The organism is Streptococcus humanilactis, from assembly GCF_019448275.1.
Classification (GTDB): Bacteria; Bacillota; Bacilli; order Lactobacillales; family Streptococcaceae; genus Streptococcus; species Streptococcus humanilactis.
This window is the reverse complement of sequence record NZ_JAHXBZ010000004.1, coordinates 130,373-149,934: the sequence shown is the minus strand read 5'-3', so window position 1 is coordinate 149,934 and position 19,562 is coordinate 130,373. Positions and strand designations below refer to the sequence as shown.

Annotated in this window: 20 protein-coding genes; 13 read left to right on the top strand and 7 right to left on the bottom strand. The window is 42.4% G+C overall.

All coding sequences use genetic code 11. From position 1 onward, the window contains the following. The first annotated feature begins 60 nt into the window (after nucleotides 1–60). From KV696_RS07230 to pepC, 4 genes are all read left to right on the top strand, one after another. Nucleotides 61–1,302 carry an aminopeptidase gene (locus tag KV696_RS07230; RefSeq protein WP_219967246.1) on the top strand — a complete coding sequence of 414 codons (1,242 nt, stop codon included), beginning with the start codon at nucleotides 61–63 and terminating at the stop codon, nucleotides 1,300–1,302. 9 nt (nucleotides 1,303–1,311) lie between these two features. After that, nucleotides 1,312–1,542, top strand: coding sequence for a GlsB/YeaQ/YmgE family stress response membrane protein (locus KV696_RS07225; protein ID WP_219967245.1), 231 nt, complete (start codon nucleotides 1,312–1,314; stop codon nucleotides 1,540–1,542). Between the two features lie 261 nt (nucleotides 1,543–1,803). Then, a complete protein-coding gene (locus KV696_RS07220; RefSeq protein ID WP_219967244.1) occupies nucleotides 1,804–2,526 on the top strand; it encodes a pseudouridine synthase in 723 nt (240 codons plus the stop codon). 111 nt (nucleotides 2,527–2,637) lie between these two features. After that, nucleotides 2,638–3,972: a C1 family peptidase gene (gene pepC / locus KV696_RS07215; RefSeq protein WP_219967243.1), complete on the top strand. Its 1,335-nt coding sequence runs from the start codon at nucleotides 2,638–2,640 to the stop codon at nucleotides 3,970–3,972. Nucleotides 3,973–4,027: 55 nt separating this feature from the next. Here pepC and KV696_RS07210 read toward each other — a convergent pair whose 3' ends face one another. From KV696_RS07210 to KV696_RS07190, 5 genes are all read right to left on the bottom strand, one after another. Then, nucleotides 4,028–4,939 (bottom strand): PTS system mannose/fructose/sorbose family transporter subunit IID, encoded by a 912-nt coding sequence (locus KV696_RS07210; protein ID WP_219967242.1) that lies wholly within the window; start codon nucleotides 4,937–4,939, stop codon nucleotides 4,028–4,030. A gap of 23 nt (nucleotides 4,940–4,962) precedes the next feature. Beyond that, nucleotides 4,963–5,766, bottom strand: a complete 804-nt coding sequence (locus tag KV696_RS07205; protein WP_000022716.1) for a PTS mannose/fructose/sorbose transporter subunit IIC — start codon at nucleotides 5,764–5,766, stop codon at nucleotides 4,963–4,965. Between the two features lie 25 nt (nucleotides 5,767–5,791). Continuing rightward, nucleotides 5,792–6,781, bottom strand: a complete 990-nt coding sequence (locus KV696_RS07200) for a PTS sugar transporter subunit IIB (protein WP_000021970.1) — start codon at nucleotides 6,779–6,781, stop codon at nucleotides 5,792–5,794. 234 nt (nucleotides 6,782–7,015) lie between these two features. Beyond that, nucleotides 7,016–8,035, bottom strand: coding sequence for an alcohol dehydrogenase AdhP (gene adhP, locus KV696_RS07195; protein ID WP_138021993.1), 1,020 nt, complete (start codon nucleotides 8,033–8,035; stop codon nucleotides 7,016–7,018). Between the two features lie 224 nt (nucleotides 8,036–8,259). Then, nucleotides 8,260–9,072 (bottom strand): Cof-type HAD-IIB family hydrolase, encoded by an 813-nt coding sequence (locus tag KV696_RS07190; protein WP_219967241.1) that lies wholly within the window; start codon nucleotides 9,070–9,072, stop codon nucleotides 8,260–8,262. Between the two features lie 189 nt (nucleotides 9,073–9,261). Here KV696_RS07190 and KV696_RS07185 point away from each other — a divergent pair, with 189 nt between their 5' ends. From KV696_RS07185 to folK, 6 genes are all read left to right on the top strand, one after another. Then, nucleotides 9,262–10,680, top strand: coding sequence for an NCS2 family permease (locus KV696_RS07185; RefSeq protein WP_000359256.1), 1,419 nt, complete (start codon nucleotides 9,262–9,264; stop codon nucleotides 10,678–10,680). Between the two features lie 52 nt (nucleotides 10,681–10,732). Further along, entirely contained in the window at nucleotides 10,733–11,440 is a 708-nt protein-coding gene (locus KV696_RS07180; protein ID WP_219967240.1) for a CPBP family intramembrane glutamic endopeptidase, read from the top strand. A 93-nt stretch (nucleotides 11,441–11,533) separates the two neighbouring features. Continuing rightward, nucleotides 11,534–12,508, top strand: coding sequence for a dihydropteroate synthase (gene folP, locus KV696_RS07175; protein ID WP_219967239.1), 975 nt, complete (start codon nucleotides 11,534–11,536; stop codon nucleotides 12,506–12,508). Nucleotide 12,509: 1 nt separating this feature from the next. Further along, the gene (locus KV696_RS07170; protein WP_219967238.1) at nucleotides 12,510–13,832 is read left to right on the top strand and encodes a bifunctional folylpolyglutamate synthase/dihydrofolate synthase; all 1,323 of its coding nucleotides are present in this window, start codon (nucleotides 12,510–12,512) and stop codon (nucleotides 13,830–13,832) included. Then, nucleotides 13,813–14,367: a GTP cyclohydrolase I FolE gene (gene folE, locus KV696_RS07165; RefSeq protein ID WP_000380916.1), complete on the top strand. Its 555-nt coding sequence runs from the start codon at nucleotides 13,813–13,815 to the stop codon at nucleotides 14,365–14,367. The genes KV696_RS07170 and folE overlap by 20 nt, the downstream gene beginning before the upstream one ends. A 41-nt stretch (nucleotides 14,368–14,408) precedes the next feature. After that, complete coding sequence (folK, locus tag KV696_RS07160; RefSeq protein ID WP_219967237.1) at nucleotides 14,409–15,221, top strand: 2-amino-4-hydroxy-6-hydroxymethyldihydropteridine diphosphokinase; 813 nt, start codon at nucleotides 14,409–14,411, stop codon at nucleotides 15,219–15,221. A 44-nt stretch (nucleotides 15,222–15,265) separates the two neighbouring features. On the opposite strand, the gene KV696_RS07155 is transcribed toward folK, so the two are convergent. Beyond that, a complete protein-coding gene (locus KV696_RS07155) occupies nucleotides 15,266–15,583 on the bottom strand; it encodes a DUF960 domain-containing protein (RefSeq protein ID WP_000886035.1) in 318 nt (105 codons plus the stop codon). Nucleotides 15,584–15,820: 237 nt separating this feature from the next. Here KV696_RS07155 and ccpA point away from each other — a divergent pair, with 237 nt between their 5' ends. After that, nucleotides 15,821–16,831: a catabolite control protein A gene (gene ccpA / locus KV696_RS07150; RefSeq protein ID WP_001090627.1), complete on the top strand. Its 1,011-nt coding sequence runs from the start codon at nucleotides 15,821–15,823 to the stop codon at nucleotides 16,829–16,831. A gap of 60 nt (nucleotides 16,832–16,891) precedes the next feature. Continuing rightward, nucleotides 16,892–17,035 carry a hypothetical protein gene (locus tag KV696_RS07145; protein ID WP_219967236.1) on the top strand — a complete coding sequence of 48 codons (144 nt, stop codon included), beginning with the start codon at nucleotides 16,892–16,894 and terminating at the stop codon, nucleotides 17,033–17,035. Between the two features lie 2 nt (nucleotides 17,036–17,037). Here KV696_RS07145 and KV696_RS07140 read toward each other — a convergent pair whose 3' ends face one another. Next, the gene (locus KV696_RS07140; protein ID WP_219967235.1) at nucleotides 17,038–18,000 is read right to left on the bottom strand and encodes an asparaginase; all 963 of its coding nucleotides are present in this window, start codon (nucleotides 17,998–18,000) and stop codon (nucleotides 17,038–17,040) included. A 65-nt stretch (nucleotides 18,001–18,065) separates the two neighbouring features. Between KV696_RS07140 and KV696_RS07135 the strand changes: the two genes are divergently transcribed. Then, the gene (locus tag KV696_RS07135; protein WP_219967234.1) at nucleotides 18,066–19,457 is read left to right on the top strand and encodes a Cof-type HAD-IIB family hydrolase; all 1,392 of its coding nucleotides are present in this window, start codon (nucleotides 18,066–18,068) and stop codon (nucleotides 19,455–19,457) included. The last annotated feature ends 105 nt before the right edge of the window (nucleotides 19,458–19,562 follow it).

The following is a 19,562-nucleotide window of genomic DNA, read 5'->3' as shown; positions in this document are numbered from 1 at the left end:
ATTTTGAGTAAGACAAATATGCTCAAAGATTTGAAATAAAAATAGAAAAGAGAAAACAGAATGGTTTTACCAAATTTTAAAGAAAATCTAGAAAAATATGCGAAATTGTTGGTTGCGAACGGAATTAACGTGCAACCTGGGCACACTTTGGCTCTCTCTATCGATGTGGAGCAACGTGAGTTGGCGCATCTAATCGTCAAAGAAGCTTATGCCTTGGGTGCGCATGAGGTCATCGTTCAGTGGACAGATGATGTCATTAACCGCGAGAAATTCCTCCATGCGCCGATGGAGCGTCTGGATAATGTGCCTGAATACAAGATTGCTGAGATGAACTATCTTTTGGAGAACAAGGCTAGCCGTCTTGGAGTTCGTTCATCTGATCCGGGTGCTTTGAATGGAGTGGATGCTGACAAGCTTTCGGCTTCTGCTAAAGCCATGGGACTTGCCATGAAGCCAATGCGTATCGCAACTCAAGCCAACAAGGTTAGCTGGACTGTAGCCGCTGCTGCTGGACTTGAGTGGGCTAAGAAAGTCTTCCCAAATGCTGCGAGCGATGAAGAAGCAGTTGATCTCCTTTGGGACCAAATCTTCAAAACTTGCCGTGTCTACGAAGAAGATCCTGTTAAGGCTTGGGAAGAGCATGCAGCTATCCTTAAGAGTAAAGCTGATATGCTCAATAAAGAACAATTTTCAGCTCTTCACTACACAGCGCCAGGAACAGATTTGACACTTGGTTTGCCAAAGAACCACGTTTGGGAATCAGCTGGGGCTATCAATGCACAGGGTGAAGGATTCTTGCCAAATATGCCGACTGAGGAAGTCTTCACAGCACCTGATTTTCGTCGCGCAGATGGTTATGTCACTTCTACAAAACCGCTTAGCTATAACGGAAATATCATTGAAGGTATTAAGGTAACCTTTAAGGATGGACAAATTGTGGATATCACTGCAGAAAAAGGTGATCAGGTCATGAAAGACCTTGTCTTTGAAAATGCGGGTGCGCGTGCCCTAGGTGAATGTGCCTTGGTACCAGATCCAAGCCCAATTTCTCAGTCAGGTATTACCTTCTTCAACACCCTTTTCGATGAGAATGCTTCAAACCACTTGGCTATCGGTGCAGCCTATGCGACTAGCGTCGTTGGTGGTGCAGAGATGAGTGAAGAAGAGCTTGAAGCTGCGGGACTTAACCGTTCAGATGTTCACGTGGACTTTATGATTGGTTCTAACCAAATGGATATCGATGGTATCCGTGAGGATGGAACGCGAGTACCTCTTTTCCGTAATGGGAATTGGGCAAATTAAGGAGATAATATGTTAGGAAGCATGTTCGTTGGTCTCCTAGTGGGATTTTTAGCAGGTACTCTGACCAATCGTGGAGAGCGAATGGGATGTTTTGGAAAAATGTTTCTGGGTTGGATTGGTGCTTTTATAGGCCACTTGCTTTTTGGGACTTGGGGACCGATAATAGCAGGAACTGCCATTATTCCGGCAGTACTAGGTTCCATGATTGTCTTAGCGATTTTCTGTAGACGAGGAAGTTAATTTCTTAAATCTGATACTCAATGAAAATCAAAGAGCAAACTAGCCGCAGGTTGCTCAAAGCACTGTTTTGAGGTTGTAGATAGAACTGACGAAGTCAGCTCAAAACACTGTTTTGAGGTTGCAGATAGAACTGACGAAGTCAGTAACATATACCTACGGCAAGGCGATGTTGATGCGGTTTGAAGAGATTTTTGAAGAGTATGAAACGAAAAGGAGGTTGGTCATTGAGACAGCCTCCTTTTGATATGATATAATAGTTCTATGAGATTAGATAAATTTTTAGTTGCCTGTGCTATTGGGAGTCGGACTGAGGTCAAAAACATGCTCAAGGCTGGGCGCGTGACGGTAAATGGTAAAAAAGAAAAGTCAGCTAAATTGCAGATTGATGAAGAAAGAGATGAGATTTGCTTTGATGGGCAAGTGTTGGAGTATGAAGAGTTTGTCTACTACATGATGAACAAGCCCCAAGGGGTTATTTCAGCGACTGAGGATCTCAAGCACAGAACCGTTCTGGACTTGCTGGATGATATTGCTCGTAGCAAGGAAGTTTTCCCAGTAGGGCGCTTGGATATTGACACGCATGGTCTTTTGCTCTTGACCAATGACGGCAAGCTGGCCCATGCTCTTCTTTCACCCAAGCGTCATGTGGACAAGACTTATCAGGCACAAGTCAAGGGAATCATGACCCAAGGAGATGTGGAGACATTTGCTGAGGGTATTCCTCTCAAAGACTTTACTTGTCAGCCCGCTAGACTGGAGATTCTTTCTATAGATGTAGAAAAGAATCAGAGCCAAATCCGTGTGACTATTGCAGAAGGGAAGTTTCATCAGGTCAAGCGTATGGTGGCATACTGTGGCAAGGAAGTAGTAGACTTGCAACGTTTGACTATGGGAACGCTAGTATTGGATGAGAACTTGCAGCGAGGAGAATGGCGCCGCTTGACCAAGGAGGAATTAGAAATTCTCCTTGCTAGTATTGCTTAATTTGCTTTATATTCGAAAAAGGTGAGGAAGAATGTCCTTGCCTTTTATGTTTTTCAGTTGCTTCCTTTGTGAAAAGAGTTATAATAGACTGTAGAATAAAAGGAGGAATCTATGAACGCGATTCAAGAATCATTTACTGATAAACTATTTGCCAATTATGAAGCAAATGTAAAATACCAAGCGATTGAAAATGCTGCTAGTCACAATGGAATTTTTGCAGCTCTAGAACGTCGCCAAAGCCATGTAGACAATACACCTGTTTTCTCATTGGATTTGACCAAGGACAAGGTTACTAACCAGAAAGCGTCTGGTCGTTGCTGGATGTTTGCGGCTCTCAACACCTTCCGCCACAAGCTCATCTCACAATACAAACTGGAAAATTTTGAGTTGTCACAGGCCCACACATTCTTCTGGGACAAGTATGAGAAATCAAACTGGTTCTTGGAGCAAGTCATTGCAACTGCAGACCAAGACTTGACGAGCCGCAAGGTTAAATTCCTACTTCAAACACCTCAACAAGACGGTGGTCAGTGGGATATGGTCGTTGCCCTCTTTGAGAAATACGGTGTCGTGCCTAAGTCAGTTTACCCTGAGTCTGTTTCATCTAGTAGCAGCCGTGAGCTAAATGCCATTCTCAACAAATTGCTTCGTCAAGATGCTCAAATTTTACGTGATCTATTAGCTTCAGGTGCTGATCAAGCGACTGTTCAAGCTAAGAAAGAAGACCTCTTGCAAGAAATCTTTAACTTCCTTGCTATGTCATTGGGTCTTCCGCCACGTAAATTTGACTTTGCTTATCGCGATAAAGATAACAACTACCAAAGCGAAAAGGGTATTACACCACAAGAGTTTTACAAGAAATATGTCAATCTTCCTCTAGAAGACTACGTTTCTGTTATCAATGCTCCAACTGCTGACAAGCCTTACGGAAAATCTTACACAGTTGAGATGTTAGGAAATGTAGTTGGTAGCCGTGCGGTTCGTTACATCAACGTTCCAATGGAGCGCTTGAAAGAATTGGCGATTGCCCAAATGCAAGCAGGTGAGACTGTTTGGTTTGGTTCAGATGTCGGTCAGCTCAGCAACCGTAAAGCTGGAATCCTTGCGACAGATGTTTATGACTTTGAATCAAGCATGGACATTCAACTTACTCAAGACAAGGCTGGACGTTTGGACTATAGTGAAAGCTTAATGACCCACGCCATGGTCTTGACAGGTGTTGATTTGGACGAAAATGGCAAGTCAACTAAGTGGAAGGTTGAAAACTCATGGGGAGACAAGGTCGGTACAGATGGTTACTTTGTTGCCTCAGATGCTTGGATGGACGAATACACATATCAAATCGTTGTCCGCAAAGAATTGCTGACAGCTGAAGAACAAGCTGCCTATGAAGCAGAACCAATTGTACTTGCACCATGGGATCCAATGGGTGCCTTGGCCGAATAAAAGTATAGAAAAAAGGAATCAGATTTTAGAACCTGATTCCTTTTAAGTTGCTTGATTACATGATGTGAAGAACATGTACCACAATACCCACTGCGAAGAGTGCAAGGATAATAGTGATTGGAGATACTTTTTTCTTAAGCAAGTACATGCAAAGGAAAGTAAGGAGTAGTCCTGATAATCCAGGAATCAACATATCCAAGTTTTGTTGGAAAGTAGTAACTTTTTCAGATGTTTGAGATAATCCTTGTCCTACTTGTGCGAATGCTTCTTGGATACCTTTAGATCCTTCTGGCAATTTATCCCAATGGATATAAGCCTTTTCATCTAGTTGAACTTTGGCAACATCGAAAGCAAATTTAATATTTACCCAACGTTGAACAAGGACAGCAAGAATGAACATACCAAGGATAGAAGCACCTTTAGTGATGTCTTGGAGGATACCGCCAGACATATCTTTAGTGATTTCTGATCCAGCCTTGTATCCAATCTCTTGTGTATACCACAAGAATGACATACGAATCAAGTTCCAAAGAACGAAGAAGAGGATTGGACCTAAGATATTACCAGTAAGGGCAAGTGAAGCACCGAGTGATCCAAGGATTGGGCGTACTGTAAACCAGAATACTGGGTCACCGATACCAGCAAGAGGTCCCATCATACCGATTTTAACCCCTTGGATAGCAGCGTCATCAATTTCAACACCGTTAGCACGTTCTTCTTCAAGTGCAAGAGTAACCCCCATGATTGGAGCGGCTACGTATGGGTGAGTGTTGAAGAACTCAAGATGGCGTTCAAGAGCAGCGATTTGATCTTCTTTTTTAGTGTAGAGTTTTTTAAGAGCTGGAATTAATGAGTAAGCCCAACCCAAGTTTTGCATACGTTCATAGTTCCAAGAACCTTGTAAGAAAGTTGAACGCCACCAAACTTTTTTACGATCTGATTTAGTTAATTGAAGTTTTTCAGTCATGATGTTTTCAGTCCTTTCTTATCTTAGTAGTCTTCTAGGATATCGCCGATTGGGTCGTTAGAAGTTGCGGCTCCTCCGCCACCATTTCCACCAGTTTTAGAAAGGTGAAGGTAGATAAGAGCGATAGCAACACCGATAGCACCAAATCCGATTAGAGTAATATCTGACACGGCAGCAAGCACGAAACCGATAGCGAAGAATGGCCATACTTCACGAGTTGCCATCATGTTGATAACCATAGCGTAACCAACGGCAACGACCATACCACCACCGATAGCCATACCATCTTTGAGCCAATCAGGCATAGCATTTAGAATGCTTTGAACTGTTTCAGTTGGTACCATTAGAAGGAGTGCTGCAGGGACTGCAATACGAAGACCTTGAAGAAGAAGTGCGACAAAGTGAGCACGTTCAACTGCTTTGAAGTCACCTTTTTTAGCAGAAGCATCAGCAGTGTGAACCAATCCGACAGAGAGTGTACGGACAATCATAGTCAAGAATAGACCAGCAACTGCAAGAGGGATAGCAACCGCTTGGGCAACACCGATACCTGTCTTAGTGAAGTCGCCACCAAGAACCATGATAATGGCAGCAGCAACAGAAGCAAGAGCAGCGTCAGGAGCTACGGCAGCTCCGATGTTAGCCCAACCAAGGGCGATCATTTGAAGAGAACCACCAAGGATGATCCCTGCTTCAAGGTTACCAGTAACAAGACCGATAAGGGTACAAGCTACGATTGGTTGATGGAATTGGAACTGGTCGAGGATACCTTCAAGACCTGCTAGGAAGGCTACAACGACTACTAAAACCATAGAAATAATAGACATCTTTAAAATCCTTTCATAAAATCGATTATTGCACGTTTGCTTTGTTGATCAAGTCAAACAAATCTTTTTTCGTGTCGTTTGGTACTTTACGTACATCAAATTCAACACCAAGGTCACGCATTTTTTCAAATGTAGCAACGTCTTCTTTATCCATAGACAAAACGTTGTTAACCATTGTTTTACCAGTTGAGTGAGCCATTGATCCAACATTAAGAGTTTTGATTGGCACGCCACCTTCGATAGCACGAAGGGCATCTTGAGGTGTTTCAAACAAGATAAGGGCATGTGTTTCTCCGAAGCGAGGGTCTTTTGCAACGTCGATTAGTTTTTGGATAGGAACAACGTTTGCTTTCACTTTACCTGGAGCTGCTTGTTTAATCAATTCTTTACGTAATTCGTCTTTAGCTACGTTATCTGAAGCAACGATGATACGGTCTGCTTTTGAATCTGGAGTCCAAGCAGTTGCAACCTGACCGTGAAGTAAACGAGTGTCTAGACGGGCAAGGTTGATTTTGAGTTTACCGTCTCCGATGACAGTTCCTTCTGGAATAGCAGCTTGGGCAACTGGAGCAGCTGCAGCGCTTGCTACTTCCTCAACTGGGTTTAGCTCTTCTGGAAGAGCTTTGATGCCATCTTTGGCTTCTTTAATAATATTCGCAGCGACTTTTTCTACACCTGCAGCAGCGTCCATGAGGCGCTCTGTGTAGGCTTGAATTAACATCGGTAAGTTCAGTCCTGTGATGATGGCAAACTTACGTTCAGGATTTTCTCCCATCACGCGACTAGCTTGGTTAAATGGAGATCCACTCCAAAGGTCAGCCAAAACTAGAACCTCATCCTCTGCGTCAAATGCAGCAACAGCGTTATTAAACTTAGCGTATAGATCATCAGGACCTTCATTTGGCATAAAGGTTACAACTTGAACCTTTTCTTGTTCACCAAAGATCATAGATCCTGACTGATGAATACCCGCAGCAAATTCGCCGTGGCTCGCAATAATGATTCCGATACTCATTATTGTCATTCCTCCTTTTTTGTTTTAGTTTTCGTTTAAGAAAACTTTAAGACTTTTTAAGTATAAACCGTTTTCATCTAAAAATCAACTATTTATCATAAAATAATTAAAAAGATTACATCTGAAAATATTGATATATTGAGTTTTAGAGAAGTTTTTTTGAATCCTTATTTAAAAATTTAATATAAAAAAGTTGGAAGCGCATTCCAACTTTTAAAATAGGTTTCTATTAGATTAGTGGGTGAAGTCGAGTACCATACGTCCTTGGATTTGACCTTTTTCCATTTCGTCGAAAATGGCTACGGCATCTTCTACTGGACGTTTTTGAACAATTGGAACTACCAAACCTTCTGCACCGAATTGGAAGGCTTCTTCCAAGTCTTTACGAGTTCCTACAAGAGAACCGATGACTTGGATTCCATCTAAAACTGTTTTCACGATGCTGAGTTCCATCATTTCAGAAGGAAGGCCGACAGCGACAACGCGACCACCAGCACGAACTGAGTCAACAGCCTGGTTGAAGGCAACTTTAGATACAGCAGTTACGACAGCTGAGTGAGCACCTCCATCAGTTTTTTCCTTGATAAGTCCAGGTACATCTTCAACTTCGAGGCCGTTAATAACAATGTCAGCGCCTACTTCTTTTGCAAGGGCAAGTTTGTCATTGTTGATATCAACTGCGATAACATGAGCATTGAATACTTTTTTAGCATATTGAACTGCGAGGTTTCCAAGTCCACCAGCACCGTAAAGAACAACCCATTGACCTGGTTCAACTTTGGCTTCTTTGATAGCTTTATAGGTTGTTACGCCAGCACATGTGATAGAAGAAGCTTGGGCTGGATCAAGTCCGTCAGGAACTTTAACAGCATAGTCTGCAGTTACGATACATTGTTCAGCCATACCACCGTCTACTGAGTAGCCGGCATTTTTTACTGTACGGCAAAGAGTTTCACGGCCAGTTGTACAGTATTCGCAAGTACCACATCCTTCAAAGAACCAAGCAACGCTGACGCGGTCGCCGACTTTAAGGCTTTTCACATCTGGTGCAATTTCTTTAACGATACCAACACCTTCGTGACCTAGGACACGTCCTGGTACCTGACCGAAGTCGCCATGGGCAACGTGGAGGTCAGTGTGGCAAACACCACAGTATTCAATTTCTACAAGTGCTTCCCCAGTTTCAAGTGGACGGAGTACTTTTTCTTCAACAGCAACACCAGTGCTTTCTGGATTTACAACAACAGCTTTCATAGCTATCCTCCTTGATATTGGCCGAGAACAGGGACAACAGGACTGGATTGATTTTGTGTCAACAGAGTCGAGTGTGACGAGCTCTCTTGTATTTATATGTGAAGTATATCACAAAAGAAAGCCTTTTCCAAGGTTTTGGATGCAAAAAGTAGAACAATCGATTAACCGGTTGATGAGACTGTGAAAAGAGCACAAAGACCAGCTCGCAAGCTGGTCAGAATGGACTATAAGAATAAGTCTTGCAGGGTTTTGGCAACACCGTCTTGGTCATTGGTCAGGGCGATTTGCTCATCCGCATAGGGGAGTAGATCAGGATTGGCATTTTTCATTGCATAACCTTTCCCAGCAAAAGCGAGCATTTCGGTATCATTGTGCTCATCTCCAAAAGCAATCAAATCCTTTTTGTCACGGTTCATTACCTTGAGCAAGTAGTCCAAAGCAAAGGCCTTATTGACACCTTTTGGGGTACACTCAAGGATATTGAGCGGACCTCCCCAGGTATTGATGGACAGTTGATGCTGATAGAAGGCATTCATTTCTTTTGCCAAGGCATACTTGTCACTAGCTCTGGTCTGTAACAGAATACAGTTAGGATCCTTGGTTACCAACTCAGGCTGGAATTGATCTTCAGGCTGGAAAGCTTCCACACCAAATAGTTTGGGATTGGCAATTTCTTCATTAGGATTTGTAATGTAGAATTTTTTACGATATTCTCCAGCTATAAAATCGGCTTGAATGTCCTCTGAACGTCGAACCATATCTAAAAGATATTTTTTGTCTACAGTCAAACACTTTTCAAAATCCCAAACTTGGTCTGGTAAATGAGTAAGGGAGCCGTTGAAATTAATCATAGGAGTGTTTAAGCCTAGTTCACGGTAAAAATCTTTTGACATGCGGTAAGGGCGACCCGTCGTAATAATAACCTGATGCCCTTTTTCAGTAACTTTTTTTATTGTTTCTTTGGTAAAGTCAGAAATCTGACTGTCTGAGTTGAGCAGGGTTCCATCCAGGTCAACTGCAATAATTTTTTTCGTCATAGGGACCTTTCTAGTGTCTTTTCAGATAAGATGTCTACTATTATAACAGAAAGCAGGAAGAAAAGCAGATTCGAAACCAAAAAAGAAATTCCATCAAATTCTTAAATAAATCAAACAAAGATATTGAAAAAGTGAATGATAAATGATATAATTCTATTATTGTTCGTAAAAATTAAAAGGAGATTGATAATGGACAAATTATTTAAACTAAAAGAGAATGGTACAGACGTTCGTACAGAGGTTCTCGCTGGTTTAACAACTTTCTTTGCAATGAGCTATATTCTCTTTGTAAACCCACAAATTCTTTCGCAAACAGGAATGCCTGCTCAGGGTGTATTCCTCGCAACGATTATCGGTGCAGTTGCTGGTACCCTGATGATGGCCTTCTACGCCAACTTGCCATATGCTCAAGCGCCAGGTATGGGACTCAATGCCTTCTTTACCTTTACAGTTGTATTTGGACTCGGTTATTCTTGGCAAGAAGCCCTAGCTATGGTCTTCATCTGTGGAATTATCTCATTGATTATTACCTTGACAAATGTTCGTAAAATGATCATTGAATCGATTCCAAACGCTCTTCGCTCAGCTATTTCAGCTGGTATCGGTGTCTTCCTTGCCTACGTAGGTATTAAGAATGCTGGGCTTTTGAAATTCTCTATCGATCCAGGAAATTACACGGTTGCAGGAGAAGGGGCTGATAAGGCTCAAGCAGCGATTACAGCAAATGCTTCAGCAGTTCCAGGATTGGTTAGCTTTAATAATCCAGCTGTTTTGGTGGCTCTTGCAGGACTTGCTATCACAATCTTCTTTGTCATTAAAGGGATTAAAGGAGGAATTATCCTCTCTATCTTGACAACAACTGTTCTTGCTATCGCAGTTGGTTTGGTAGATTTGTCTAGTATCGATTTTGCTAATAACCATGTTGGTGCAGCTTTTGAAGACTTGAAGACAGTCTTTGGTGCAGCTCTTGGTTCAGAAGGTTTGGGAGCTTTGATTTCAGATACAGCTCGCTTGCCTGAAACTTTGATGGCTATTCTAGCCTTCTCATTGACAGATATTTTTGACACGATTGGTACCTTGATTGGTACAGGTGAAAAAGTTGGTATCGTAGCGACAAATGGTGAAAATCACCAATCAGCTAAGTTGGACAAGGCTCTTTACTCTGACTTGATTGGTACTTCAATTGGTGCCATCGCTGGTACTTCGAACGTAACGACTTATGTTGAGTCTGCTGCTGGTATCGGTGCAGGTGGACGTACTGGTTTGACAGCCTTGGTCGTGGCAATCTGTTTTGCGATCTCAAGCTTCTTTAGCCCACTTCTAGCGATTGTACCAACAGCCGCTACAGCTCCAATCTTGATTATCGTTGGGATTATGATGTTGGCTAGCTTGAAAAATATCCATTGGGACGATATGTCTGAAGCGGTTCCTGCTTTCTTCACATCTATCTTTATGGGATTCAGCTACTCTATCACTCAAGGGATTGCAGTTGGTTTCTTGACTTACACTTTGACTAAGCTTGTCAAAGGTCAAGCTAAAGATGTTCATGTCATGATTTGGATTTTGGATGCCTTGTTTATCCTTAACTACATCAGTATGGCTTTATAATAGGATAACCCAGGGGGATTTTCCCCCTTTTTGAATACAAAGGAGATAGGTGATGAAAGAGAAAAATATGTGGAAAGAATTATTGAATCGTGCAGGCTGGCTGTTAATCTTTTTGCTGGCGACAATTTTATATCAGATTCCTATAGGGGTTACTGCTATTTTAACTTTAAATGCAGTACCACTGTTGCAGTCAGGACTGATAGTTGCTGGTATTTCGATTGTAGTTTTGGTGCTGTTTATTATTGGAGCTCGTAAAACGCAGTTAGCAAGTTTTAATTTTTCTTTTTTTAGAGCTAAGGATTTGGCACGTTTGGGCTTGAGTTATTTAGTTATTATCTGTTCAAATATACTTGGTTCTATCTTGTTGCAACTGTCAAATGAGACGACAACAGGTAACCAGTCTCAGATTAACGATATGGTTCAGAATAGTTCTCTGATTTCTAGCTTCTTCTTGCTAGTCTTGCTTGCTCCGATTTGTGAGGAAATCTTGTGTCGTGGGATTGTTCCTAAAAAGATTTTCCGAGGAAAAGAGAACTTGGGATTTGTAGTCGGTACGGTTGTGTTTGCTTTATTGCATCAACCGAGTAATTTACCTTCTTTATTGATTTATGGAGTTATGTCGATCGTTCTGTCTTGGACGGCTTACAAGACCCAACGTTTGGAAATGTCTATCTTACTTCACATGATTGTGAATGGGGTTGTTTTCTGTTTGCTGGCTCTCGTGGTGATTTTGAGTCGGACATTAGGGATTTCTGTTTAAGATTTTTGACAATTGCTTACTTGTTTCTACTGGGAAAAAGATGAATGCAATCGTGTCCATCTTTTTCTTTTTATGGTAAAATAGAGAAATAATATGGTGAAAAGCCTTGAGGGAGTGACCGATATGTCAAGTAAAGCCAATCATGCAAAGACAGCTATTTGCGGAATTATCAATGTAACCCCAGATTCCTTTTCGGATGGTGGCCAATTTTTTGCTCTTGAGCAGGCGCTCCAGCAGGCTCGTAAATTGATAGCAGAAGGAGCCAGCATGCTAGATATCGGTGGAGAATCGACTCGGCCGGGAAGTAGCTATGTTGAGATAGAAGAGGAAATCCAGCGTGTTGTTCCAGTGATTAAAGCGATTCGCAAGGAAAGTGATGTCCTCATCTCTATTGATACTTGGAAAAGTCAAGTAGCAGAGGCTGCTTTGGCTGCTGGTGCCAATCTAGTCAATGATATCACTGGTCTTATGGGTGATGAAAAAATGGCCCATGTGGTAGCTAAGGCTGGAGCGAAAGTAGTCATCATGTTTAATCCAGTCATGGCGCGACCTCAGCATCCTAGCTCACTCATCTTTCCTCATTTTGGCTTTGGTCAAACTTTTACAGAGGAAGAGTTAGCTGACTTTGAAACATTGCCAATCGAAGAGTTGATGGAGACTTTCTTTGAACGAGCACTAGCGAGAGCAGAGGAAGCTGGGATTGCACAAGAAAATATCTTGTTGGATCCAGGAATTGGCTTTGGTTTGACTAAGAAAGAAAATTTGCTTCTTTTACGAGACCTGGATAAACTCCATCAGAAAGGCTATCCAATCTTTCTTGGAGTTTCGCGCAAGCGGTTTGTCATCAATATCCTAGAAGAGAATGGTTTTGAAGTCAATCCTGAGACAGAACTTGGTTTCCGCAATCGAGATACGGCTTCAGCTCATGTAACCAGTATCGCTGTGAGACAGGGTGTGGAAGTGGTGCGCGTGCATGATGTAGCTAGTCACAGGATGGCAGTTGAAATTGCCTCCGCCATTCGTCTGGCTGATGAAGCGGAAAATCTAGATTTAAAACAATATAAATAAGATGAAAGAATTTGAAAATAATCAGTGGATTGCTAACTATCGGACGGACCAACCGCATTTTGGCTTGGAACGCATGGTGGAACTGTTAGCTTTGCGTGGCAATCCCCATCTCAAACTCAAGGTTATCCATATCGGAGGAACCAATGGCAAGGGCTCGACCATTGCTTTTTTGAAAAATATGCTAGAAAAGATGGGGCTGAGAGTTGGTGTTTTCAGCTCGCCCTATCTCATTCATTACACAGATCAGATTAGCATCAATGGGGAATCTATCCCAGAGGCTAGACTAGAAGCCCTCATGGCAGACTATCAGTCTTTGTTGGAAGGGGAATCGGCTACCAATTTGCAGGGGACAACTGAGTTTGAAATAATTACAGCTATAGCCTATGACTACTTTGCCTCAGAGCAAGTAGATGTGGCTATCATGGAAGTGGGCATGGGTGGACTCTTGGATAGTACCAATGTTTGCCAGCCTATTCTAACAGGCATTACGACCATTGGATTGGACCATGTAGCCCTACTTGGTGACACCTTGGAAGCCATAGCAGAGCAGAAAGCTGGTATTATCAAACAAGGTATTCCCTTGGTGACAGGTCGTATCGCTCCAGAAGCTTTGGCTGTGATTGACCGCATTGCGGAAGGGAAAGATGCACCGAGATTTGCCTACGGGGCAGATTATCAGGTTAGTCATCAAAAGAGTGTGGTAGCGGGTGAAGTCTTTGACTATACAAGTGCTGTCAGACAAGGTCGCTTCCAGACTGGCCTGCTTGGTTTGCACCAGATAGAGAATGCTGGGATGGCCATAGCTTTACTTGATGCTGTTTGTCAAGAAGATGGTCGAGAACTAGCAAGCAATGACTTGCTTGCTCAAGCTTTGGAAGAAACAAGTTGGCCGGGGCGTTTGCAGGTTGTGTCTCGAGACCCCTTGATGATTTTGGATGGAGCCCACAATCCCCATGCTATCAAGGCTTTATTGGCAACCTTGCAAGAACGCTTTGCGGATTATCATAAGGAAATCCTCTTTACTTGCATCAAAACCAAAGCCTTAGAGGATATGTTGGACTTGCTGGGGGACATGCCAGATACTGAGCTTACTCTAACACATTTTGACGATAGTCGGGCGACTGATGAAAGCGTGCTGGAAGAGGCAGCTAAGTCTAGAAATCTCAGCTACCAAGGTTGGCAGGATTTTCTAGAGCAGAAATTGACAGATAAAAAAGAAGAGAAAAAAACAGTTAGGATTGTCACAGGTTCCTTGTATTTCTTGAGCCAAGTGAGAGCCTATCTGATGGAGAGGAAAAACGAGAATGGATACACAAAAGATTGAAGCAGCTGTAAAAATGATTATCGAGGCTGTAGGAGAGGACGCTAACCGTGAGGGCTTGCAGGAAACACCTGCTCGTGTAGCCCGTATGTACCAAGAGATTTTTTCAGGTCTTGGTCAAACAGCGGAGGAGCATTTGTCAAAATCCTTTGAGATTATTGATGACAATATGGTGGTAGAAAAGGATATCTTTTTCCATACCATGTGTGAACACCACTTCTTGCCATTTTATGGTAGAGCGCATATTGCCTATATTCCAGATGGTCGTGTGGCAGGTTTGTCTAAGCTAGCTCGTACGGTTGAAGTTTATTCGAAAAAACCACAAATTCAAGAACGTTTGAATATCGAAGTGGCCGATGCCTTGATGGACTATCTAGGTGCTAAAGGAGCCTTTGTTGTCATTGAGGCGGAACATATGTGTATGAGTATGCGTGGTGTCAGAAAACCAGGCACAGCAACCTTGACGACAGTAGCTCGTGGTCTATTTGAAACAGATAAGGACCTTCGAGACCAAGCTTATCGTTTAATGGGACTGTAAAAGAATCCGCTTGAAGCGGATTTTTCTAGAAAGGAATCATTATGGATCAACTGCAGATTAAGGATTTGGAAATTTTTGCCTATCATGGTCTTTTTCCTAGTGAGAAAGAATTGGGGCAGAAGTTTGTTATTTCCGCAATCCTATCCTATGATATGACCAAGGCGGCTACAGACTTGGATTTAACGGCCTCTGTCCATTACGGAGAACTGTGTCAGCAGTGGACGACTTGGTTTCAGGAAACAACTGAGGACTTGATTGAAACGGTAGCCTACAAACTGGTAGAACGTACCTTTGAGGCCTATCCTCTTGTCCAAGAAATAAAGCTGGAACTAAAAAAACCTTGGGCGCCAGTGCATTTGCCATTAGATACTTGCTCGGTAACCATTCATCGTCGCAAGCAACGGGCCTTTATCGCCTTAGGAAGCAATATGGGAGATAAACAAGCAAACTTGAAACAAGCCATTGAGAAAATGCGAAATCGTGGCATCCATATTCTCAAAGAGTCCAGTGTCTTGACGACGGAGCCTTGGGGTGGTGTGGAGCAAGATAGCTTTGCTAATCAAGTGGTTGAGGTGGAAACCTGGTTGCCCGCACCAGTTCTATTAGAGACCCTGTTAGCCATTGAGTCAGAGATGGGACGGGTGAGAGAAGTACATTGGGGGCCTCGTTTGATTGATTTGGACTTGCTCTTTGTGGAGGATCAGATCCTTTATACAGATGAGCTTATCTTGCCCCATCCTTACATAGCAGAACGCCTTTTTGTTCTTGAGTCTCTACAAGAAATTGCGCCTCATTTTATCCATCCTATATTAAAGCAACCTATCCGCAACTTGTATGATGCTTTGAAAAAATAAAAAAACTCTAGTTTTCAGTCGTTTGTAACTGAAGGCTAGAGTTTTTAAAATAGGTCATTTTCTTCTGGGAGGAGGATAGTTTCTCTACCATCCATGTCTAAAACCAGAACTCTCGGAGGATAAAGAGGGTCGAAAGGATGATTAAAGTCAAAATCAATAGCTGTAGGGAGATGTTGACTTGAAAAGTGGAAGGTAATTTTTCCTTGGTTATTGAGCAATTGAAACTCAAGTTCTTCTTCCAATTCAAAGACATTTTTTAAGAAATGGTCGATGATATACCAAAAAGAGTCAATAACGTCATCAGGCAAGCTGGTAACAATGCCAAAACTAGCTGACCGCATATGGGTATTGGTAAAAGCCATATTTCTTCCCCCTTTCTTTTCCCTTATCATACAGCAAATAGGATTAAAAATCAAGAAAAGGTGATTTTTTCTTCATAAACATAGTTTTCTATGAAATTTTTTCAAATAATCTTCAAAAAATGCTTGAAAGTGTTTACAAATAGTGATAAAATGGAATAAGTAGAATCATGAAAACGAAATTTTCATACCGTCTCTTTTTTTGGAGTCTCGTGAGGTATGATATAGAAAGGAAATGGAATGAATACAGACGATACAGTAACGATTTATGATGTCGCCCGTGAAGCAGGAGTTTCAATGGCGACAGTTAGCCGTGTAGTCAATGGCAATAAGAATGTAAAAGAGAACACCCGTAAAAAAGTGCTTGAGGTGATTGACCGTTTGGATTACCGTCCAAATGCAGTGGCGCGTGGTCTTGCAAGTAAAAAGACAACCACTGTCGGTGTTGTGATCCCAAATATTACCAATGGTTATTTCTCAACGCTTGCCAAAGGGATTGATGATATCGCTGAAATGTACAAGTATAACATCGTCCTTGCCAATAGTGATGAGGACGATGACAAGGAAGTTTCAGTTGTCAATACACTATTTTCTAAGCAAGTGGATGGTATCATCTTTATGGGGTATCACTTGACTGAAAAAATTCGTTCAGAGTTTTCTCGTTCTCGAACACCAGTTGTTCTTGCAGGAACTGTGGATGTAGAACATCAGCTTCCAAGTGTCAATATTGACTACAAACAAGCAACGATTGATGCAGTAACCTACCTTGCTAAAGAAAATGAGCGCATTGCTTTCGTTAGCGGTCCACTAGTGGATGACATCAATGGTAAGGTTCGTTTGGTTGGCTACAAGGAAGCCTTGAAAAAAGCAGGTATTTCTTATAGCGAAGGATTGGTATTCGAGTCTAAATACACTTATGAAGACGGTTATGCCTTGGCAGAACGCTTGATTTCATCAAACGCAACTGCAGCAGTTGTAACAGGTGATGAGTTGGCAGCAGGTGTCTTGAACGGCCTTGCTGATAAGGGTGTGTCAGTACCAGAAGAGTTTGAAATTATTACTAGTGATGATTCACAAATCTCACGCTTTACCCGTCCAAACTTGACAACTATTGCCCAACCTCTTTACGACCTTGGTGCCATTAGCATGCGTATGTTGACTAAGATTATGCACAAGGAAGAGTTGGAAGAACGTGAAGTTCTCTTACCTCATGGTTTGACAGAACGTCGTTCAACACGAAAACGTAAATAGAAAAAATCAGGGAATCGTGAAGATTTCCTGATTTGTTTTTAGAGGAGGGAATTATACTCAATGAAAATCAAAGAGCAAATTAGGAAACTAGCCGCAGGTTGCTCAAAGTACAGCTTTAAGGTTGTAGATGAAACTGACGAAGTCAGTAACCATACATACGATAAGGCGACGTTGACGCGGTTTGAAGAGATTTTCGAAGAGTAGTATTACCCTTCCATATAGTCTTTCAAAGCATGTCCGGTTAGTCCGGCATTGAGGGCAATGAGGAGTTTCAAGCGGGCTTTTTGGGCATTGAGTTCTTTAACAAAGAAGACACCTGCCTTTTGCAACTGCACGCCCCCACCTTGGTAGGCATAAACAGGTTCAGCGATACCGTTAAAGCATCGTGAAACCAGGGCGACTGGGATTCCTTTTTGCAGAAGGCTTTCTAATTTTTGAGCCGTTTCTTTGGGAACATTACCAGCTCCGAAGGCTTGGATAATCAAACCATCCAATTGTTCCAAATCCAGCATATCAATCAGCTCATCTGTCATACCAGCATAAGCCGAGATGATAGGGACTAATCCTTGTATGTGATCAAGGTCAAAGCGGACACGAGGTTCAGCTGTTTTAAAGTAGAGGATTTCCTGTTTCATAATCAGACCAAGAGGTCCGTGTGTTGGAGTCTGGAAGGTACTGACATTGGTTGTATGCGTTTTGGTAACATACTTGGCAGCGTGGATTTCATCGTTCATAACGACCAAAACTCCCTTGTCAGCAGCCCTGTCATCGTTAGCCACTCGTAAAGCGCTCAGATAATTATAAACACCGTCACTACCGAGTTCGTTGGAGCTGCGCATGGCACCTGTTAGAACGATAGGCATATGGGGAACCTCCATGGTATCAAGGAAATAGGCTGTTTCCTCTAAAGTATCGGTTCCGTGTGTGATTACCACTCCATCGTAGTTAGCCGCTTCCTCTTTAATTTTCTGGTAGAGAGCCAGCATATGCTTGGGTTTGATATGGGGGCTTGGCAGGTTAAAAAAGTCCAAGGCGTGGACTTGGATTCCTTCAAGAGGATTGGACACATGGTTCATGGGATTATCTGAACTCGTCACAACAGCGCCAGAAGCATCGGCCTGCATGGAAATAGTTCCACCCGTATGTAAAACAAGGATTTTCTTAGGCATGATTTACTCACTCTTTCTGAAATGTGGTATAATCATTGTATCACAAAAGGGGAGATTGGGATAGGATGGAAGTCAAAGCTGTTTTTTTTGATATCGATGGAACCTTGGTCAACGATCGCAAGAGTGTTTTGAAATCCACTAAGGACGCGATTAAGATTGTCAAAGAACAAGGAGTACTAGTTGGTGTAGCAACGGGTCGAGGACCTTTTTTTGTTAAGGAATTGATGGACGATTTGGATCTGGATTTTGCGGTAACCTACAATGGCCAGTATATCTTTAATAAAGAAAGAGTCTTGTTCACGAGCCCAATTTCCAAGTTACATTTGCGTCATCTAATTACTTATGCTAAAAAAGAGGGCAAGGAGATTGCCCTAGGGACCAAGGATGCCATGTTGGGTTCTAAAATCATGTCCTTTGGTCTGGGTTCTTTTTCTCAACGAATCAGTCGCTTCGTTCCCTCTGTTTTAACTCGGACGGTGAGTCATTCCTTTAATCGCATGGTCAGCAAGGTTGTTCCTCAAAAGGAAAAAGACCTGCTTCACCTGATGAATCAGCCTATCTACCAAGTATTAATGCTGATGACGCCAGAAGAATCTGAGAAGGCGGCAGTTGATTTTGAAGACTTGAAATTGACACGTAGTAATCCTTTTGCAGCAGATGTCATCAATCAAGGAAACTCTAAATTGGAAGGCATACGCCGAGTCGGGAAAGAATATGGTTTTGATCTCAACCAAGTCATGGCCTTTGGTGACTCAGATAACGACTTAGAAATGCTGGCGGGTGTCGGTATGTCGGTCGCTATGGGAAATGGTAGTAGCAGTGTCAAGGAAGTTGCCAAGCACATCACTACCAGCAATCAGCAAGACGGAATCCACAAGGCCCTGGAACATTTTGGTGTTCTGGCCTCAGAAAAAGTCTTTGTCAGCCGTGACTATCATTTCAATAAGGTCAAGACCTTCCACCATATGATGGATGAACGAACCCAAGAAGAACCTCGAGCTTGGGATTTAGAAGGTGCAACCCACAGGGCTGGCTTTAAAATAGAAGAATTGGTGGAGTTTGTTAGAGCTGCCAGCCCTTCTGAAGAGGACTTTGATCAAGCTCTATCGCAACTTCATCAAGCTCTTGATAAGGCGGCAGATAAAGTAGCCAAGAAGACGCCTGCCCAGCAAGATTTGATAGGGCAAGTGGATGCCTTGATTGACACGCTTTACTTTACCTACGGTAGTTTTGTCTTGATGGGGGTGGACCCAGAACGTATTTTTGACATTGTCCATCAGGCCAATATGGGGAAAATTTTCCCAGATGGCAAGGCTCATTTTGATCCAGTGACCCACAAAATCTTAAAGCCAGATGATTGGGAAGAAAAATATGCTCCAGAACCTGCTATTAAAAAGGAACTGCAGCGCCAACTCAAGGCTTATGAACGCCATAAAGAGAGAAATAATACTCAATGAAAATCAAAGAGCAAACTAGGAAACTAGCCGCAGGCTGCTCAAAACACTGTTTTGAGGTTGTAGATGGACGTTGACGTGGTTTGAAGAGTATAAATAGTAAACAAA

Coding starts and splice junctions, on each gene's coding strand:
- KV696_RS07230 (WP_219967246.1), top strand. CDS start 61: ATGGTTTTACCAAATTTTAAAGAAAATCTAGAAAAATATGCGAAATTG.
- adhP (WP_138021993.1), bottom strand. CDS start 8,035: ATGAAAGCTGTTGTTGTAAATCCAGAAAGCACTGGTGTTGCTGTTGAA.
- folE (WP_000380916.1), top strand. CDS start 13,813: ATGGATACACAAAAGATTGAAGCAGCTGTAAAAATGATTATCGAGGCT.
- KV696_RS07170 (WP_219967238.1), top strand. CDS start 12,510: ATGAAAGAATTTGAAAATAATCAGTGGATTGCTAACTATCGGACGGAC.
- KV696_RS07210 (WP_219967242.1), bottom strand. CDS start 4,939: ATGACTGAAAAACTTCAATTAACTAAATCAGATCGTAAAAAAGTTTGG.
- KV696_RS07185 (WP_000359256.1), top strand. CDS start 9,262: ATGGACAAATTATTTAAACTAAAAGAGAATGGTACAGACGTTCGTACA.
- ccpA (WP_001090627.1), top strand. CDS start 15,821: ATGAATACAGACGATACAGTAACGATTTATGATGTCGCCCGTGAAGCA.
- KV696_RS07190 (WP_219967241.1), bottom strand. CDS start 9,072: ATGACGAAAAAAATTATTGCAGTTGACCTGGATGGAACCCTGCTCAAC.
- KV696_RS07205 (WP_000022716.1), bottom strand. CDS start 5,766: ATGTCTATTATTTCTATGGTTTTAGTAGTCGTTGTAGCCTTCCTAGCA.
- KV696_RS07155 (WP_000886035.1), bottom strand. CDS start 15,583: ATGGCTTTTACCAATACCCATATGCGGTCAGCTAGTTTTGGCATTGTT.
- KV696_RS07200 (WP_000021970.1), bottom strand. CDS start 6,781: ATGAGTATCGGAATCATTATTGCGAGCCACGGCGAATTTGCTGCGGGT.
- KV696_RS07220 (WP_219967244.1), top strand. CDS start 1,804: ATGAGATTAGATAAATTTTTAGTTGCCTGTGCTATTGGGAGTCGGACT.
- KV696_RS07145 (WP_219967236.1), top strand. CDS start 16,892: ATGAAAATCAAAGAGCAAATTAGGAAACTAGCCGCAGGTTGCTCAAAG.
- KV696_RS07225 (WP_219967245.1), top strand. CDS start 1,312: ATGTTAGGAAGCATGTTCGTTGGTCTCCTAGTGGGATTTTTAGCAGGT.
- folP (WP_219967239.1), top strand. CDS start 11,534: ATGGTGAAAAGCCTTGAGGGAGTGACCGATATGTCAAGTAAAGCCAAT.
- KV696_RS07140 (WP_219967235.1), bottom strand. CDS start 18,000: ATGCCTAAGAAAATCCTTGTTTTACATACGGGTGGAACTATTTCCATG.
- KV696_RS07135 (WP_219967234.1), top strand. CDS start 18,066: ATGGAAGTCAAAGCTGTTTTTTTTGATATCGATGGAACCTTGGTCAAC.
- pepC (WP_219967243.1), top strand. CDS start 2,638: ATGAACGCGATTCAAGAATCATTTACTGATAAACTATTTGCCAATTAT.
- KV696_RS07180 (WP_219967240.1), top strand. CDS start 10,733: ATGAAAGAGAAAAATATGTGGAAAGAATTATTGAATCGTGCAGGCTGG.
- folK (WP_219967237.1), top strand. CDS start 14,409: ATGGATCAACTGCAGATTAAGGATTTGGAAATTTTTGCCTATCATGGT.